Below are 18468 nucleotides of genomic sequence, written 5' to 3'. Positions count from 1 at the left end.
TAATATCTTACTTGTTAGAATTATTTATCAATAAGATTTTATTTTTGAAAAAAATATAATGTATATTTACATCGTTAAATGATCACAATTATCGTAATCTCGGCAAACTACATAAATTTTAAGTTTATTAAATGGGTTTTAACTATTTAAAATTATTGAACTATAAAATTTTACCTCAAATTGCTAGATTTAACCCATACACTCAATAATTAAATATAATACCGCCATCTACAACTCGCGCAAGTCTCTAAACCCCCGATTTCAGGGAAGAGAGGCTAAATGAAGGAAAATATCTGATTTATAAAGGAGTCAAATTACAGCAATTTATCATGTAACTAGTAATTAAGCCTAATAAGGTCGGAAATTAAACGTAAATGCTAGAACCTCCTCTCCTAGTAGCGAGCAGCTAGTGAATTTACGGTTGATAACGTACCAAGAGGAAATGGCTGTGGCTACAAATAGACAACTGACAACTAACAAATTGAGTGGATAAACTCTACTGGCTAGACCAAATTAAACTACAAGACCGCGCCAAAGTAGGTGACAAAGCGTTTTACTTGAGCAAAATTATCCAGCGTGGCTATCCGGTGGTGCCTGGTTTTGTCGTTCCGGCGGAAATTTTACGGCAATTTCTCGAAAATCTCAACAGTTCAGAATCATTAGTGGCTGACTTACCCCATTCTTCATTACACTTGGATGTCACTAATTGGCGTCAACTTCAGCAGGTGGCTAGTCGCCTGCGCCAAGAAATTCTCACTGCAACTGTGCCACAGGATTGGGTGAGTACAATTTTCCAAGCAGCTAGAGAATGGCCAACTGGCTGTTTGATTCTTCGACCTACCTTAGCAGTAGCAAATGCCACTTCAGGGATGAAGAATATATCTGGTTTGCTGGAGTCGGTATTTTGCCAGTGCGAACCCGAAGCGATCGCTTCTGCCCTAAAGCGTACCTGGAGCCAGATATTTCGTGCCAGAAGTCTACTATATTGGCAACGGGCAGGAATTAACCTGCAACAAATCAGTTTAGCGGTTTTGGTTCAACCTGTTGAGAATGCGATCGCTAGTGGTTTGCTCAGAGCCAACTCCTCTGGGTGGGAAATTGAAGCTACTTGGGGATTAGGAATTGCGATCGCTCTTGGCGAAGTCCAGCCAGATGTTTACTATATTCAACAGGCAGTCGGTGTTGTGGAGCAACAGTTGGGCAATAAAATGCTGGCTTATGGTGTGGGTGATGCAGCAGTTGGAGCTTTTTCCGAACCCGTGTCCAAGTCAGCGCTAACACCAGATTACACTTGCCTAAGTACCTATCTACTTCCCGAAGCCCAACAAAAACAGTACGCTTTACAAGAAGAATACTTACAACAAATAATTACTCTGGGAACTCAACTGGTAAGTGAACTAGGTAAAACCTTCACCATTAAATGGACTATCACGGAGCAAACTGCATCTAGCAAGCTCTACATTACACAAGTTAGTTCTCCCCATGTAATCACCCACGCACACTTCATTAGGGGGCTAGGGGCGGCAGGAGGACGTGTTGTGGCGACTGCCTTAGTAATTATTAATCCGCTACAGAAACCCGAAGAATTGCCCAAGGGAGTGATTTTAGTTATACCAGCGATTGCACCTGATTGGTTACCATTACTGCAACAAGTTGGTGGTATTATTACCGAACAAGGCGGATTAACCAGCCACGCTGCAATTCTTGCTAGAGAATTAGGTATCGCAGCAGTAGTCAACGCAACATCTGCTACAACCTTAATCAAAACTGGCGAACGACTCCTGCTCGATGGCGATAGAGGAGAAGTTTATCGGCTTAGAGGAGAAGGGGAAAGTGGGAAAAGGGGAGAGATGGAGAGGAGGAAAGTCGTAGAAAATCCTCTCCATCTCCCTACCTCTCCATCCTGTCCTCCCTTTACTTCTCATTCACCTATGATTGCTACTCAATTGCTGGTTAATTTAAGTCAGTCCAGTTTAATAGAACAAGTACAAAACTTCCCTGTGGATGGAGTGGGGTTGTTGCGCTCAGAATTGATGGTACTAAATATATTGGACGGGCAACATCCTAATGGTTGGATTTTAGGCGGGCGACAAGCAGAATTATTAGAGCGATGGTCTAAGCAGATTATGCAGTTTGCCCATGCCTTTGCACCAAGACCAATTTTTTATCGTTCTTTAGATTGGCCGCAAGATTTAACATCATTGAGTAATAATTTACCATCTTCGTCACAGTCGATGTTGGGTGAACGCGGCACTTTCAGCTATTTACAAAATCCCGCAGTTTTTGAGTTGGAACTGCAAGCTTTAGCGAGTGTACAGCAAGCTGGTTACAGCAATGTGAATTTACTGTTGCCTTTTGTTCGGACTGTGGAAGAATTTGTCTTTTGCCGTCGTAAAGTTGAGCAAGCTCTTTTAACTGAGGTGTCACAGTTTCAATTGTGGATGATGGCAGAAGTGCCAAGCGTCCTATTTTTACTGCCAGAATATGTCAAAGCAGGTGCAGGCGGAATTTCTATTGGTACAAATGATTTGACCCAATTATTGCTCGGAGTGGATCGAGAGCAAGGACAACTAGGAAAAGTATTTAATGAACGTCATCCGGCAGTTATGGGTGCGATCGCTCAACTGATCCAAATGGCTAAAAGTGCCGGTATACCTTGTTCAATCTGCGGTCAAGCACCAGCCCTCTATCCAGAAATCATCGATCAGTTAGTGGAATGGGGGATAACTTCTATTTCTGTGGAACCGGAAGCAGTGGAGCGAACCTATCAGGCGATCGCTCGTGCTGAACAGCGCTTAATTTTAGCAGCTGCACGACGTGAATTAAAAGACGGAAAAAAGTAATTTTATCTAATATAGCCAGTTTCGCGTAAAAACTTACGTAAATCGGCGAAAAATTTGCTGCGGTCGCTGTTTTTGTAAGCTTGCTGCACTCGCTTCCAACCATCCTGTCCTTGATCCAGCAGATATTTATCTGCCAAATAAGCTGCTAAAAAGCCCTTGCCATCATCGCCTTGTTGTCGTGCCTGGATATAAGTTTGCCATAGCTCTGAGGCATGATTGGAGATTAATTTGGGATAGCGGCGAGTTACATTAACCATTTTACCTTGGCGATAATGCCAAATTTGCAGGGGGTAGCCAGAACCAGCATAAGCTGTAAAAGCATAGGCAAAGCGATCGTCTTGGCTATCAAACTCTGGCAGTCCATCTTTGTCTAAATCTCTGAGCCGATAGCCACCATTGCCCCATTCATGGCGAATCTTAATATACTTTTGGGATTTCTTGTCATAGCGATAAATCAATGAATAAGTACAACAGTGCGCTCCACCTGTATAGAAATCGGCAATTATTTCTGGTTCTTTGTTACCGTCTAAGTCTCGCACTGGTAAGTTATTTTCTTGTCCAGATATATTTCCTAAAGGTCTGTCATATTCATTTTCTTGCAGCTGTTTTTGATCCAAAACAGTTTTACCTGCTCGGATAATTTTCAACCGCACATTTTTATACTTATATTCCTCTGGCTTCTCGTAAGATATTTCTGCTCGCACATTCCCCGATTGTCCAGTTATTGTTTCTGCTGTTGCAGTCTGGGTAAACACAGCCGTTGCACTCAAAAGAGCTAAACCGATTAGAGATTGACTGATAAAGGAGCGAATAGTAATCATAGTTGGTGTTGTATATAGCACATTCAACTTTATACAACACCATCAAAATGTCAATATCGGTAAATCGCCGCAACGGCTGTGCTATATGGAATCTCTTCAAACCTGAATAAAAGCCACCAAATTTTTAATTTGGTGGGGGTCTTAAACCCAAGTTCCCTCCGGTCACGGGCAGGAGTTAGGGGTCAGTTTTCCTCTACTCTTGAACTGCCCCCTAACTCCTGCCTTCGTTGATAAAGTATGAGCAGCAACAAAATCCAACAAATCCTCATCACCAGCTTTTTTTTCTGGATGCAAATAAACCGTTTCTGAGGTTGGATCGAATAAACCCCACTGTTGCTGACCAACTGCAACTAGTAATGAATCGACTCGTTGGTAATAAGCGGCTGAGACAACTTCTTGGAGGTTGTTAGATGCTTTACCAGTATCACTACCAAATAATTCGTGTGAATTTCATTACGGAGTTGGCAAGAGTTAGCAAAGCTACTAACCCTCACCTTGCTAACCAGAAAGCATGGCTTTTTTGAATTCGCCAACAGAGTCGTAATTTACGCGAACACTTCTTTTTTGTCCAAAGTCCAATACTAATGGGCGTGTCTTCGTTAGATATACCCCTTCTAAACGATCAAGCTTTTTCTACCATTCGGCAGGGGCTTCAGCTTGGAAAATTTTTTACGATTGTTATGTGCAAAACCTGCTTTTATCTCTCTTTAACTTCACCTTAATAAATAATATGAGCTTCCTTTCGATCGAAGAACTGAAAGAACTTGTCGAACAGCCGCAAGGGCTATGTGTATCGATCTACATGCCGACCGTGCAGCTTGGGTCAGAAACTCAGCAAAACTCTGTCCGCTTTAAGAATCTCATTCGGCAGGCAGAAGCAGAGATAGGAAAATACGAATTGCGTTCGACTGATCTAGATCAATTTCTTCAACCCGCGATCGAGTTGGATGAAGATGACTTTTGGCAGCATCAGGACGCAGGTTTAGCTTTATTCATTTCAGAAGGATTCTTCCGCTTCTATCGTGTGCCGATCGACATAATTGAACTGGTGGTCGTGAACACTCGCTTTCATCTTAAGCCGTTAATTCCGCTGTTGAGCGGAGATAACCGCTTTTATATTCTCACGCTCGGTCAGCGCGATGTGCGGCTTTTGGAAGGCAATCGCTATGGCATGACGCGTGAAGTTGAAATCGAAGGCATGCCGAAGAGTATGGATGAGGCCTTGCAGTATGACGAAGAAACGTCGAAAGATGAACAGCGACGCCAGGGCGCGGGCGCAGGTCGTTCAGCTTTGCAAGCGGGTGGTTCCTATCACGGACACGGCGGCGGGCGTGAAAATGTCAAAGAAGAGTTGCTGCGATATTTTTATCTAGTGGATAAAAGCTTGCATGATTTCTTTCGCAATCGTCGATCGCCACTTGTGCTAGCTGGGGTTAACTATTTACTGCCGATTTACCAAGAGGCGAATACCTACAATTTTATTGTGGAAGAAGGAATTCAACACAACACAAAGGAGCAAACAATACAAGAACTTCATGCAGAAGCCTGGGCGATTGTGGAGCCGCTATTTCAAGCAGACCAGCAAAAAGCAATTGATTACTATCATGAGTCGATCGCCGCTGGCAAAGGATCAAACGACTTGGACGAAGTCATTCAAGGCGCGTTTTATGGTCGTGTAGAACAGCTTTTTGTTCCGGTCGGTGTGCAAAAATGGGGACATTTTGATCCGGACTCAATGGAGATTGAAAGGCACAATGAGGCTCAACCGGGCGATGAAGATTTGCTGAATGCAGCAGCAATTCAAACGATCTTTCATGGGGGAACGGTGTACGCCGTTGAACCAGGAGCAGTGCCGGATGAGGCACCTGTTGCAGCAGTCTTTCGCTACTAATTGGCTCAATGTTAGGGGACTTCCAGAAAATAAAATATACAGTTCCTAAAAATGATAATCATTGTTAGGGGGAAGGGGCAGGGAGCAGGGGGAAATGACCCCTGACTCCTCCTGTGGAGCGGAGCGGAACATGGGTCTGATTCCCCCACTTCTTACAAGTGGTTCTCGTTCAGGTGAGGTCGAATCCCCATTTTAACTTTCCCCTTGCTCCCTGCTCCCTTGGCTCTTTTTCATTTCAATAGCTGTATATTTTATTTCTTGGAAGTCCCTAATAGCGAAAAATATTGTCAGAAATAAAAATCGCCAGCCCTTGCTCTCTGATTTGCTCCCAAAACTCTTGGGTATCAATTTCCTGAGATTTTTCCAACAATGCGATCGCATCTTCATTCTTAGATGGTGGCGATTGAACTTCAACCGTCTGCTTCTGAATCTATTTCACCTTAAGGATGGCTTTAGTTACATCTTTCTTTTGACAGGAAATTTAATTAGAGGAATTACTAATTAAAACCTCAAATTTAAAATCTAAAATCACCATGAACATTAAATGTTTGGTGTGTTAGAGTTAGCGCGTTCTGAGTTTATGCCTATTCTACTATCTGGTCGCCTAAGACCTAAAGTTACTCGTTTCATAATCCAGTACAAACCTGCAAGTACCACAAAGGTGATAGCGATAATTACTAGAGGCTGTTTTCCCAGAATTTCTTCTATTCCTTTGGTAAGTAAGGCATCGGGTTGAGTAATCAAATCCCAACTGTTGAAACGCAAAAATCTACCCCAATAGACACCAATAGCACAGAGAAAATGGGTAATCAACTCAACGCGCCAAATCCATTGGCTCTTGCCGATGCGATGTAAGTAGTAACCCCAATTAATTAACGAGATTACATATGCTTCAAATCCACCGATAATTACTAGCAAATACAAAGGAATAAGTACTAAAGTAATCATCCAAACCGATTGAATTGTGCGGATATCGTCTATCAGGTGAATTACATCAGTCAACAAATATGGTGCATTCGGTAAGAAAGCGTAGAAAACTAAGAATCCTAGCCACCAAAGCAAAGAGCTACCACGCCTAAAGCGAAATAGCAACACACTCAAAGCTAAAGGTATAAAAGCCAGAAATAAATTCCAAGTCATCCAACTCATATTAATTCGCAAGACCTGTACAACTCTGGCTATCAATTCTTCTTTCATAGGTGCTAACTCAGAAGGCGTTTTATTGATCTAGATTCACTCTGTAGTGTTAGCCTGACAGATAAATTTTTGTAATCCCCAAGAAAACTGATATCTTCCAATATCAGACAAAATTTTTGTCTCATTTAAAAATAAATGCTCACTGAATATATGTCTGATTTGTTTTGATATATTTTATACAAAGGGATGAAATTTATCAATCAATCGGCTTAAGCCACTAGTATAGCCAGAAAATCATTAGGGTAAAATCTACCATAGAAAGAAAGTACACCCGTAGGGGCACGGCATGTTCCCTACACCTTGGAATATAATGTTGTACCGCATTTGAATGGGAACTATATCATGGCAAAAAGGCTACTGAATATCTTTCGGTGGAATTTCCTAACTGGAATATTGCTCCTGTCATGGCTATTATATAGATTTCATTCTGCCCTGCTAGAGTTCCAGAAGCATATTAAAACTTTTGCCAAAAGTGTAAAATACTTGTGCTATCCCTTAAGAACTAACTAACGTAGTAGTACCCTGTTTGGTCCATGCCCCAAATTACATTAGATTATTCTGGCTCGCTACAGTATTTATTCATCTGATTGATTAACGTATCCGACTGCTTGCCAACCGTTGTAGCTGTTGTTAATGCTGAATCAATTTCGGCTCTCGCCTTTTGAATTTTTTCTCTACCAGATGTTGAGACATCTGCTATTTTAGTCGCACCAAGCGCCTTACCTGCAATGGCTACCGCTTGACTGAGATTCTGGAAAATTTTGGCAAAACCGCCTTGAAATTCTTTCAGCTTAGGATCTTTTAAATTCAGTTCTTTAATAGATTTAGTCACAAATTCTAAATCTTTAGATAGCTGTATGCTGGTGATCACTTGCGTTCCTTTATTTTTATCAATTAGAGAAGTGCCGACATTCACAACTCGAACCAGTCGCTGGCACTGCGAGACTTTATTGTCGCTACAACTAGTAATCAATAAAGCAATGCTCAGGCTAACAGGAGCAATAGCAGTATATTTATGTGAAACAGACATTAACACCCCAACAACAATAAAACCGAGAATATAGTATCCAATATTACGAGTAAATAAAGCAGAGGAGGCAGGGCAGGAGAGGAAAAAGAGTTATTCAGTAATTCTTCTCTCCCCCTGCCCCCTGCCCCCTGCCCCCTGCCTCTTTTCTCTCCCTCATCTGGAATTACCAACCTATCGGTAAACCCAACTGGTCTAAAATAGCACCATCTTGCAAAAGTGGCTGAATATTGCTGTCTATTTGAATGCGACCACCGGACAGTACCAAAGCGCGTTGAGTAACTCTGCCTAGCCAATGTAGGTCATGAGAAGCAATTAACATCACCTGGATGGGCAACTTTAACAACACTTGCGCTAAATGTCGCCGCCATGCTGGATCAAGACCGTTAGTCGGCTCATCCAAAATTAGAATTGTTGGGTCTAGGGCTAAAATCGAGGCTAGGGCGGCCAAACGTCTTTGTCCTCCAGAGAGTTCGTGGGCGGAACGATTGGCGTAGGCTTCGAGTCCAAAATCAGCCAATAACTGCCGGGCGCGATCGCTTGCCTCTGCTGGTGACATTCCATAGTTGCGTGGCCCAAAGGTGATATCTTCCAAGATGGTTGGCATAAATAGTTGGTCGTTGGCATCTTGGAAGCTAAAGCCGATTTTGCGACGTACTTGGGGTAGAGTTTTAGGTTCTACTGGGATACCATTAATCGTAATTTTCCCAGTTTGCGGTTGTTTTAAGCCGATCAGGTTCTCCAACAAGGTGCTTTTTCCAGAACCAGTGGCTCCCATCAACGCCACGCGATCGCCCGGATTTAAGGTAAAAGAAATTTCTTGTAATACTGGCTCCTGGCTAGAATAGGCATACACCAGGTTCTCAACCTCGACTACGGCTGCGTTGGGGTTATGGGTTGATGATTGGGGATTAGGAGTTAAAGATTTCAAGATTCACAAACTCAATATTTACAACTTCACTAAATTCTGTAAGAAGTAAGAGTTACACAAGCAGCGATCGCCCAAGCTGCTAGTATGGCAAAACGCTCTTTTGGTCTGAGGGGAGAATCTATGGGCAATTGCCCGTTGTATCCACGAGTTACCATTGCTGCGTAGACTCGCTCTGCCCTTTCCAGACTACGGAGATACAAGGCTCCAATCATGGCAGCACTGGCGTAGCGCAACCATCCCGCAGTTCCATTCAAACCGCGTAATTGAGCGCTGCGTTGCATCCGCGTCACTTCTGAGAGCAAAATTTCCATATATTGCCCAGCTAACAACAAGTTTTCCTTTAAAGGTGCTGGTACAGGTAAGCCTTTAAGGGCTATACCAAAACTGTGGGGTGGTAAGGTTAACAAAAAACTATTCATCGTAACCAAACAAACCAGAGAACGAACTAGCAAAAAACTGGCTCGTTCCCATCCCAAGGGCAATGCCAGCAATGACAAAAAGATCAATTCTGTACCGAGTAATCCCCCTAAGCGGGGAATTGGTACGCGCAACAGCCAAACCCACAAAAGTGTGATCGCGCCATATACACCTAAGCAATACCAAGCATGATGCTTTAATAAAGCTGCTCCCACTACAACCACTAGTGACAGTTGCAAACGTAACGGCAAGGAAAGTTTAAGCATTATTCGGTTTCACCACCTTGGCAATCCCAAAGGCCACAGCAAAACAAACCGCAGCTCCCACCAATCCAGCGATACTAGTACCAATTGGCCCTAAACCCTCAATGCCATAGTCAGCTAAGGGAGTCGGCACAGTTACCCGTACTTTCTCGGCTAAGTCGATGAAGCCTGCGTTTTCGGCGACTTTTTCCAAACCATCAGGCCATGCTGAGGCAAAGAGTGATAACACTCCTGCAATCAAGAAAATCGTGACAATGGGTACAGACCAACCGCGAAACTCCTGCTGTTCCCCTGGTAACAAATCTGGTCGAGCGGTGGCTAAGTAAGTCAGCACACCCCCAGTAATTATCCCTTCGCCAATGCCAATCAGAATATGCACACCAGCCATAGCTGCTAAAACTATGGCTACGGGTGCAGTTCCTGAAAGGGCTAACTCAATGGCACAAGCTACAGCAGCTACCACTACACTTACACCAGCAGCGATGCCAGAAGCCAAAGGTAAGCGCCCTTTAGACCCCCCCAATAGCCTCTGCAAGGTTTGGGTTAAAACCCAGCCAACCCATACACCAATCACTGCCATGTTCAAAATATTCGCTCCTAAAGCTGTAATGCCACCATCAGCAAACAGCACAGCTTGAATAATTAAAACTGTGGCGATACACAACGTTCCTGCCCACGGACTGCCCAAAACGATCGCAGCTAAGGTTCCCCCTAACAAGTGACCACTAGTACCTCCTGCTACTGGAAAATTGATCATCTGGGCGGCAAAAATGAAAGCGGTGGTTAGCCCCAGTATCGGCGCACGGCGGATACCAAAAGCCTCTTGCGATCGCCCGAAGGCAATAAAGAGTGCTGCTACACTCGCTAAACCAGTAGCCCCTGCCACGGGAATAGAAACGAATCCATCAGGAATATGCATGATCTACCCTGTATTTTAGATGTTTATTTACTCAATACAAGCAATAAAACAAAGACATTAAATTAATAACAAACAAAATTTTCGCCTTTTTTGCAATGCCCTCTTGGGGGATTTTATGCTGTTACTTCCGAGATATTTACAATCCAATGGCTGCTAAATAGTATACTTATTTACTAATATATTAAATTTTATTAACTTTATTTTTATATCTGTCGCTAAATATTGACAAACTCTTAGCAAAATGGAAAAAACTTGACTTTATTAAATTAATATGCATTTAATTTAGTGTGCTATCAAGGGGCAAAATGCTGGCTAAAATTGCGTTTCTTCTTTACCAGATGCTACGCAAAAATTTTGGATTGCTTTGCTGCTCTTACGTTTAAGATATAGTTATCTATATTTACAGCAGTTTTGATTTATTGAAGCCACATCTGTTGTAGGGGCATAACATTGCTGTATCTAAAAGCGGAAGTTTATTTACTAAATAGTCTTGATATTATCTGGATTCAAGAAGAATTCTGAAATCAGAGTTCAGGATTCAGAATGTAATTAGCTCTTGTTTTTGATTCACCACTTCCTTGTTTCCTACCAATTTTAAGATTTTGTCAACCAATACTTAATCCAATACGGTTCAGTTAAGCCTCAAAGCCATGTAAATTAAGCATTGTTCCGAAGAATGGAAATTAAGTGTGGTGCATCTGAGAGATTTTTCGTTGGTGTCTCCCAATATACAAAATGGTGACTTGCTTAAAGCAATCGAGATGGCTATTCCAGCAACGGCAATTGAAGAGGCGATCGCTAACACTCAAAGCGAAGAAGAACGCAAGCGCTCATTACCAACAGAATTGGTGGTAAGTCTTGTAATAGCAATGAGTTTGTGGTCAAAAGACTCGATGCGGGATGTACTTAAAAACTTGATTGATGGTCTAAGTGAGGCCTGGATTAAGGTTGGTAAATATTGGCGAGTACCTTGTAAGTCAGCCATTACACAAGCCCGACAGCGAGTAGGTGCAAGGGTGATGAGCCAATTATTTCATCAATTAATAAGACCGATGGCGACACAGGAGACGTTAGGAGCATTTCTGAATGGACTAAGAATTGTAGTCATTGATGGCACCTGCTTCGATGTCCCAGACAGCAATGAAAATGCGAGAGTTTTTGGTCGTCCTGGCAGTCGTCCTGGAACAGTTGCAGCTTTCCCAAAAGTTAGGTTAGTGATCCAACTACTGCTGGAATTCCACCATTACGTCTGAGTTTTACAGGAACATTACGGGTCAAACGCCCTTGCTATTCCTAAATTTCAACACTTACAGCCAGAAGAATTCCCCCTTTTTTCGATTGGTTAACCGTAGAGATTCTGGATACGTTGTTACCCGAACGAGTTCACCGTACTAATCCCAGGGTTGTAAAAAAACCTGTATCAAAGTTTCGTTCTAAAAAGATGAGACACAGAGGTACTGGACAACGAGCCGAAGCTCCGAAATTTCATATCACTAATCAGCTTTTTAGCCTTAACTGAACCGTATTGATACTTAATCAATAAGTGTAAATAACTAGAATATCGTGTAGTTAGCGTAACGCACCGAAAACCTAAAATGGCGCTTTACTTACAGTCTTCGTAACATACCCTACAGCTAAACTGCTACGCATCTAGCTTGAACATTTACATGAAAGCTGATGACCAATGACTGATGACTGATAACCGTTAACCGTCAATAGTTAACAGCTAACGACCGTAAAGAGTGTTTATACTTTTTTAGCGCGCATCAGCTTACTATTTCGTCACGAATGATTTCCGATTAATACATTAGCTGTACTAATACAAAAAAGCCTTCGCATAGTCCTGATAAACTGTATATTTACTAACTTAGCTAGCTTATGTGGTACAGTATTTATTGTATAAAAAAATATAGAAATTACCATAAACATAAGCAGTAAAATGTAAAGTTTAGATGAAGTTTATGAAAAACTTTTGAATTGAGTTGCGGGAATTACTAAACTTTTCAGAATAGCCGACTGTAACAAAAGTATTCATCAAATTTTGGCAACCAGATTCAGTCAATAAAGCCAAACATCTGCTGGCTTTATTTCCCTCGGTCTTTACACGTCCTCGTTCTGTAATGTGAAACTATGAAGACAAACTCATCCAACTCACTGTTAACAGTACCAACTGGCCCATTAAAGATTTCAGAGTTGCCCCCTAACAGTGTGGTTACAAGTGGTGAATCTATTTATCTTTCCCTAGTAATTCCTACTTATAAAGAGCGTGACAACATCAAGAATGTGGTTAACATATTGAGTCAGTTACTGGATGAATCTATTCCAGGAAGCTATGAACTGATTGTGGTAGACGATGATAGCCCAGACCGAACTTGGGAAATAGCACAATCCTTAACGACAGAATACCCCCAGTTGCGGGTGATGCGACGCCAACAGGAACGAGGACTGTCCTCAGCCGTGATTCGTGGGTGGCAAGCAGCCACAGGGAATGTGTTGGGTGTGATTGACGGAGACTTACAGCATCCACCCGAAGTGCTGATGCAACTGTTGGGTAGTGTTGAACAGGGAGCAGATTTGGCAGTAGCTAGCCGTCATGTGGACGGAGGCGGTGTTAGTAGCTGGAGTGTTGTTAGGCGTTTCTTGTCTCGTGGCGCTCAGTTGTTAGGCTTGGTGATTTTACCGGGGGTACTGGGCAGAGTTTCTGACCCCATGAGTGGTTATTTTATGGTGCGGCGGAGTGCGATCGCCAATGCAACACTCAATCCTGTAGGATACAAAATTCTCTTAGAAGTAATTGGGCGGGGAAAAGTAGACCAAGTTGCCGAAGTTGGCTATGTGTTCTGCGAACGCAAAGAGGGTGAGAGTAAAGTGACATGGAAGCAATATATAGATTACATCCACCACTTGGTACGGTTGCGGCTTTCCACAGGACGAGTAGGACGGTTGAGTAGAAAAGTCAATTTCCCCATTGGTCGATTTATCCGTTTTGGGTTTGTTGGCTTGAGTGGTGTGTTTGTGGATTTAACGGTGTTTTACTTGCTGCTTACTGTGATTCATTTAGGTTTAACTCGCAGTACGATTCTTTCGGCCGGAGTGGCAATCATAAATAATTTTCTATGGAATGATTTATGGACTTTTGGTGATATTTCTCAAAGGCAACGCGATCCGCATCAACGTTTCAAGCGATTCTTGAAGTTCAGTGCGATCTGTTTGGCAGGAGTTATATTACAAGCTCTAATAATTAACTTTCTCTATAATTTCTTGGGGATAAATGAGTATTTAGCTAAGTTGATAGCGATCGCAGTTGCTACTATCTGGAATTTCTGGATTAATTTGAAACTTAGCTGGCGCGTCACTGATGTGAAATAATCACAACGATAGATTTGAGATTTTGATTTTTGTTCTTAGACTTTAGAACGAACTGAAATCTAAAACGTCAAATCTACAAATCTACTCGTGTGAGGCCCAGCAATGAGAGCTTTTTTCCAAGGTGCATTTTATTTTTACCGAAAAATTATCTCATTGCTACCTGTCTATGCTGCCCGTTTGCTGCCCATAGTAGATGCAAATTCTACCTTACAACGCAAGTATTGGCATGATTGGCATCGCCTCCCTCCTTTTTGGGTTCACCCCTTGCTGAACTTGATGTGGTTGCTTATTGGCATCAGTTTGCGCCTAGCGAACTTGACTGCAAAGCCTCCTTGGACTGATGAGTTTTCTACCTTGGTGTTTAGCTTGGGGAATACTTTTTTATCAGTTCCCCTAGATCAAGCGATCGCACCTGATATCCTATTACAACCACTGCAACCAAACCCAGCAGCTAGTATTGGTGATGTAGTTCATAACTTAGTTACACAAGATACGCATCCACCGCTCTATTTTGTGCTGGCTTACCTGTGGATGAAATTATTTCCCAGCGACGGAGGATTAGTATCGCTGTTTGCGGCGCGATCGCTACCAGCTATAATCGGTGCTGCCTCCATTCCATGTATTTACATATTAGGTAGGGTAGCGTTTCGTTCGCCATTAGTGGGACACTTGGCTGCTGCTATGATGGCAGTATCACCCTACGGCGTGTTTTTAGCACAAGAAGCACGACATTACAGTTTGGCAGCCTTATGGGTAACTGCTTCTCTCTTCTGCTTAGTAATTGCCACACGTCATATTCAAAACCGCACACCTTTACCCATCTGGATAGCACTTTCCTGGGTGACAATTAATGCTTTAGGTGTTGCTACCCATTACTTCTTCACCCTCACCCTCTGCACAGAAGCTGTAGTTTTAATTTTTCTTGCTTGGCTTCAATTGCAGACTAGCAGCAAACTTTCTCTCCTCTTCTCTCCTCCGTGGCGGCGCATCTATGCCGTTGCTGTAGGTACTTGTGTGGCGAGTTTCATTTGGCTACCAGTATTTTTAGAGAATAGAAATCGTAGTAATTTGACTGAGTGGATTCGAGGTTCGCGCGTCGGACTAGATTTGTTAAGCCCAATTTTTCAAGCTTTAGGAACATGGATTGCAATGATTTCTCTGTTACCAGTTGAATCTTCACAACTATTGGTTGTGATTCCTTCTGGACTGGTGACGCTGATTTTCTTTATTTGGGCAGTACCAATTTTACTGCGTGGATTTAAGGTTCAACTACAGCACCCAGAAACCCGGATTATGATTCAGGTGCTTGCAGGATTAGTTATCAGTGCGATCGCTTTGTTCTTTATATTTACGTACTTTTTAGGTATTGACCTGACCAGGGGTGCTAGATATAACTTTGTTTATTTTCCTGCGATCGTGGTTTTACTAGGAGCAAGTCTTGCAGTTTGTTGGCATTCCCCCAAAGAATGGATGGGAAAAGAGCAAGGGAAAAATGGGAGAAAAAGCATAGGCAGATGGGGAATAAACGGCAAAAAAGCCGTGATGTTAATTTGGCTAATGGGATTTATCAGTGCAATTACAGTCATCTGCAATCTCGGCTATCAAAAATATTATCGCCCTGACCTGTTTGTGCAGCTAATTCAACAAACTTCCTCAGCACCAGTGCTGATTGCCACTACTCATAAAACTTATATACACACTGGAGAAATGATGGGGGTAGCTAGGGAGTTTAAACTTGCAAATTCACCCCAAAAGCCTCTGTTTCTTCTTGCTCATCAAGAGCAAGACCCGAATAGTTCCACCATTGCTCTGGAAAATACTCTAAATAAATTACCACGACCTCTTGACTTGTGGCTGGTAAACTTTCGCGCCCCCGTAGCAGAAGCCGTCAAAACTTGCGTTAAGTCTGATAGTCAATCTTTGCCAAGTGTAGACGGCTACGAATATGAACTTTATCATTGCCAATAAACTAAGGAGCGGAGGATGGCTTAGGCATACAACTAAGTCTCACGCAGCACAACGTACATATTGACAGTTGTGTAGTCTTCCAGACCAGGAACTTTGTTCAGAAGGCGAAACAATGGCATAAGGTTAGAAGCTTCTTCAACAGCATTCACGGTTTCGCTAACAATTTCAAATCCGGCTTTTTCAAAAGCTTGCAGGAAGTCACGGCGTTTAAGTTTATTGAGTCCAAGGTCATACATTGAATGACAGTTAACTCCCGGATGGTGTCTATTATAAGCGGCCACAACACGTGCATCGCCAATAATGAGATGCGCCCACGGTAGCTTGAAGCGCTTTCCAATTGCGTGGAATCCGTGATCGCCAAAGGGGCTGTAATAGAGTGGACTAAAGCCAGTTATCAGTAAACCACCTTTTTGCAAAACCCGTTTTACTGAGATCAGAACTTGATCTAGGTTCATAATGTGTTCAAAAGTGTCTTTGGAAATTACGACATCGACCTCGCCTTCAAGTGCTATTTCGCTAATATCCAAGTGATGAAACTCTATCCTTTCGGCGATATCAGGAAAGCGTTCCGCTACGATCTGATTAGCAAATTCGATACGGCTACCAATGAGGTCAAGACCAATCACCCGTTGCGCTCCCGAAATAGCTGCATCGATGCACAGTGCGCCATGCCCACAGCCAATTTCAAGAACGACCTTTCCGGAGAAGTCCGGCCGTCCGCCTAAACGACGCCAGTACTTCTGTGAATCGAGAACTTGTTCCTCGAAGTATCTGAGGCATACGGCCTCATCTTCTACAGCAAAGTTATTTTCATTAAATTTGTAGGCTACACACGAATCTGTTAAGGTTTCCTTATTCATCACTTGATCTCCAAATCAATCGATAACTTTGATTAAAAAAGCTTTAATCTGACAAATTAGTTCTGGATCATGCTGTTGCTGCTTCTGCAAAAAAACGTAATGGAAAAAAACTAAAATTTTATATCTAGCATTAATGTTTAGATGCGTGAGCGTTTATTAACCTTATATTATCTGTGTATAAATTATCATGCTGTGATGTTCAAAATTTGTAATTAAAAAGTAAATTTTTAGCAATGTCTACGACGATGCGTCTCCAAGCTGCGATCGCTCTATGAATGAATTTACAAAATTATAGATGTAGCAATTGTGATGTTGTTTCTTGCGTACAAGTGTAAGAAAAATTACAGGGATTAGTTTTATTGATCCCACCCCCATCCAGCTCATCGGTGAGAGGTTAGAGTGATTGCACTTTTGTCAAGAGGGTGCAGGAAAAGGGGATAAATCCAGCTTGGAGACTGGTTTTCGCAGCGCTTTAACAACTCCTAAATCTTGATTCTCTTTTGCAGCGAAGTACTTAATAGGGTCATCCGCCTTACCTTTGTCATAGGCAACACTAAAATGGTACAAACCACGAAATATCATCTCCAAAGAAATGCGGTCAAATGGTAAAGCTAATTCATCAGCTACCGCGTCCCCCAAATCAACTAAAACAGCATAAAATAACCAAGTTGCCCAAACTTGTAGCTTGACACCATTAATAGAGCCAGTCCATAAATAAGACAGTCCCAATAAACGTTTAACCACGTAAAAAGCCTCTTCAATTCTCCATCTTCGTCGATATAAATCAGCGACGACGTAGGGAGGTAATATGTGTGGGTCGAGAACAGAAGTAATATAAGAATAGCTAGTTTTACCAACCTTTATCTCGATTAAACGTAAAGTCAGTACTGGTGCGCCACGACGAGCAGTACCAAGTTGAATCAATCGGTCTTTAAGTAAATGATCATAGCTAAAAATTTTTAAGTATTTAATAGAAGCTTTGGCTTTTAAACGAGTAATAAAATGGACTTCTTGATTAATCAGTTGTTGTAAAAACTGAAAATGATAGAAACCTCTGTCAAGTAAAACCAGAGTTTTAGCAGGTAGCAAATTCAGTAATGAAGTTTCAAAATTAGTTTCGGATGCGGCAGGATTAGTATGAAACCAGACTTCGACAGGTAAACGAGTAACTAAATCAATAACTGTACAAATCTTACCTGCAAGTTGCCCTGTTTTCAGGTCTTCCAAGCTTTTTAGCTTCCGAAATAGAGCCTCCAATGTAGACCCATCAGCTATCCATATTCGTTCAAAATTATCAAGTGCAAACTTCACACTATCTGGCAATGGTCGCCTGAATCTTTGTTGCCAATTAAATTGTAATTTCGGCAATAAATCTTTAAACGTCCGCTCAAATAATTCCGAAGGAAATACTAAAAATCTTTCTGACAAAGACTGTTGAGCAACTTTAGTAGCAGAACACCATAATAAACCTTCTCGTGCTAACAGACGATTTAACTCTTGAACACCAGGAACTTGTCGCCACAACAGTGTTAAAACTGCTGCTACCATTAAAGATAAATTGAGAACTCTGTCTCGTAATCCTAACTGTTTATAATATTTTTGTTGGGCAAAAACTGCTGGGGTTAATAAAGCTTCTAAGTGTTTAGCGATCGCTTCATTATCTATAGTAGGAGTATTATGTTTGTGTGCGTGATCAGAGTTTTGTTTTTGTCGCTTGGGCATAATGGTAGACCAAACTTCTCATTACCTCGTTTGATAATTGAATTTACCTAACAATGCTGCCCACTTTTTACGTCGTTACAATACTTTTTCATCTCCTATAAAAGCAGTTAAACATTTTAAAGATAATGATAATCAAATATAGGGGGAGGAGGTGAGCGACGCTCACCTCCTCCCCCTACCCTCAATGCGATTATCATTCTTATTTAAATGTTTTGAGTATTTTAACTGATTGACAAAAGG

The 18468-nt window shown here is 42.0% G+C and carries 11 protein-coding genes and 2 pseudogenes; 5 read left to right on the top strand and 8 right to left on the bottom strand.

Annotated features, from left to right (window positions below; genetic code table 11):
* Positions 1 to 485 precede the first annotated feature (485 nt).
* Entirely contained in the window at positions 486 to 2843 is a 2358-nt protein-coding gene (locus H6G26_RS22165) for a putative PEP-binding protein (RefSeq protein ID WP_190731312.1), read from the top strand.
* A 2-nt stretch (positions 2844 to 2845) separates the two neighbouring features.
* Here the strand turns inward: H6G26_RS22165 and H6G26_RS22160 are convergent, their stop codons facing one another.
* On the bottom strand, positions 2846 to 3664 hold the full coding sequence (locus H6G26_RS22160; protein WP_190731311.1) for a hypothetical protein: 819 nt from the start codon (positions 3662 to 3664) through the stop codon (positions 2846 to 2848).
* A gap of 682 nt (positions 3665 to 4346) precedes the next feature.
* Here H6G26_RS22160 and H6G26_RS22155 point away from each other — a divergent pair.
* Positions 4347 to 5555, top strand: coding sequence for a hypothetical protein (locus H6G26_RS22155; protein WP_347242493.1), 1209 nt, complete (start codon positions 4347 to 4349; stop codon positions 5553 to 5555).
* Positions 5556 to 6095: 540 nt separating this feature from the next.
* On the opposite strand, the gene H6G26_RS22150 is transcribed toward H6G26_RS22155, so the two are convergent.
* From H6G26_RS22150 to H6G26_RS22130, 5 genes are all read right to left on the bottom strand, one after another.
* Positions 6096 to 6752: a DUF1361 domain-containing protein gene (locus H6G26_RS22150; protein WP_190731310.1), complete on the bottom strand. Its 657-nt coding sequence runs from the start codon at positions 6750 to 6752 to the stop codon at positions 6096 to 6098.
* 553 nt (positions 6753 to 7305) lie between these two features.
* Positions 7306 to 7782 carry a hypothetical protein gene (locus H6G26_RS22145; protein WP_190731309.1) on the bottom strand — a complete coding sequence of 159 codons (477 nt, stop codon included), beginning with the start codon at positions 7780 to 7782 and terminating at the stop codon, positions 7306 to 7308.
* Between the two features lie 163 nt (positions 7783 to 7945).
* Complete coding sequence (locus tag H6G26_RS22140; protein WP_190731308.1) at positions 7946 to 8710, bottom strand: ABC transporter ATP-binding protein; 765 nt, start codon at positions 8708 to 8710, stop codon at positions 7946 to 7948.
* A 29-nt stretch (positions 8711 to 8739) separates the two neighbouring features.
* A complete protein-coding gene (locus H6G26_RS22135) occupies positions 8740 to 9393 on the bottom strand; it encodes an energy-coupling factor transporter transmembrane protein EcfT (protein ID WP_190731307.1) in 654 nt (217 codons plus the stop codon).
* Positions 9386 to 10309, bottom strand: a complete 924-nt coding sequence (locus H6G26_RS22130) for an energy-coupling factor ABC transporter permease (RefSeq protein WP_190731306.1) — start codon at positions 10307 to 10309, stop codon at positions 9386 to 9388. Before H6G26_RS22130 ends, H6G26_RS22135 begins: the two co-directional genes overlap by 8 nt.
* A gap of 743 nt (positions 10310 to 11052) precedes the next feature.
* Here H6G26_RS22130 and H6G26_RS22125 point away from each other — a divergent pair.
* The 3 genes and pseudogenes from H6G26_RS22125 to H6G26_RS22115 all read left to right on the top strand — a co-directional run.
* Positions 11053 to 11529 (top strand): annotated as a pseudogene (locus tag H6G26_RS22125) (transposase domain-containing protein); the annotation flags it as partial.
* Positions 11530 to 12439: 910 nt separating this feature from the next.
* Entirely contained in the window at positions 12440 to 13678 is a 1239-nt protein-coding gene (locus H6G26_RS22120) for a glycosyltransferase (RefSeq protein WP_190731305.1), read from the top strand.
* Positions 13679 to 13954: 276 nt separating this feature from the next.
* Positions 13955 to 15646: a glycosyltransferase gene (locus H6G26_RS22115; RefSeq protein ID WP_190731348.1), complete on the top strand. Its 1692-nt coding sequence runs from the start codon at positions 13955 to 13957 to the stop codon at positions 15644 to 15646.
* A 32-nt stretch (positions 15647 to 15678) separates the two neighbouring features.
* Here the strand turns inward: H6G26_RS22115 and H6G26_RS22110 are convergent, their stop codons facing one another.
* Together H6G26_RS22110 and H6G26_RS22105 are read right to left on the bottom strand one after the other, a co-directional pair.
* Positions 15679 to 16506, bottom strand: a complete 828-nt coding sequence (locus H6G26_RS22110) for a class I SAM-dependent methyltransferase (RefSeq protein WP_190731304.1) — start codon at positions 16504 to 16506, stop codon at positions 15679 to 15681.
* 426 nt (positions 16507 to 16932) lie between these two features.
* Positions 16933 to 18228, bottom strand: a pseudogene (locus H6G26_RS22105) (IS4 family transposase); the annotation flags it as partial.
* Positions 18229 to 18468: the final 240 nt, after the last annotated feature.

The sequence above is a fragment of the Nostoc sp. FACHB-888 genome (assembly GCF_014696655.1).
Taxonomy (GTDB): Bacteria; Cyanobacteriota; Cyanobacteriia; order Cyanobacteriales; family Nostocaceae; genus Nostoc.
Note: the sequence above shows the minus strand (reverse complement) of the source record. Positions and strands in the feature narration are given on the sequence as shown.

What these genes read in the sequence shown, in the direction of transcription:
- H6G26_RS22160 (WP_190731311.1), bottom strand. Translation starts at nt 3,664, where the DNA reads ATGATTACTATTCGCTCCTTTATCAGTCAATCTCTAATCGGTTTAGCT.
- H6G26_RS22150 (WP_190731310.1), bottom strand. Translation starts at nt 6,752, where the DNA reads ATGAAAGAAGAATTGATAGCCAGAGTTGTACAGGTCTTGCGAATTAAT.
- H6G26_RS22145 (WP_190731309.1), bottom strand. Translation starts at nt 7,782, where the DNA reads ATGTCTGTTTCACATAAATATACTGCTATTGCTCCTGTTAGCCTGAGC.
- H6G26_RS22135 (WP_190731307.1), bottom strand. Translation starts at nt 9,393, where the DNA reads ATGCTTAAACTTTCCTTGCCGTTACGTTTGCAACTGTCACTAGTGGTT.
- H6G26_RS22130 (WP_190731306.1), bottom strand. Translation starts at nt 10,309, where the DNA reads ATGCATATTCCTGATGGATTCGTTTCTATTCCCGTGGCAGGGGCTACT.
- H6G26_RS22120 (WP_190731305.1), top strand. Translation starts at nt 12,440, where the DNA reads ATGAAGACAAACTCATCCAACTCACTGTTAACAGTACCAACTGGCCCA.
- H6G26_RS22115 (WP_190731348.1), top strand. Translation starts at nt 13,955, where the DNA reads ATGTGGTTGCTTATTGGCATCAGTTTGCGCCTAGCGAACTTGACTGCA.
- H6G26_RS22110 (WP_190731304.1), bottom strand. Translation starts at nt 16,506, where the DNA reads ATGAATAAGGAAACCTTAACAGATTCGTGTGTAGCCTACAAATTTAAT.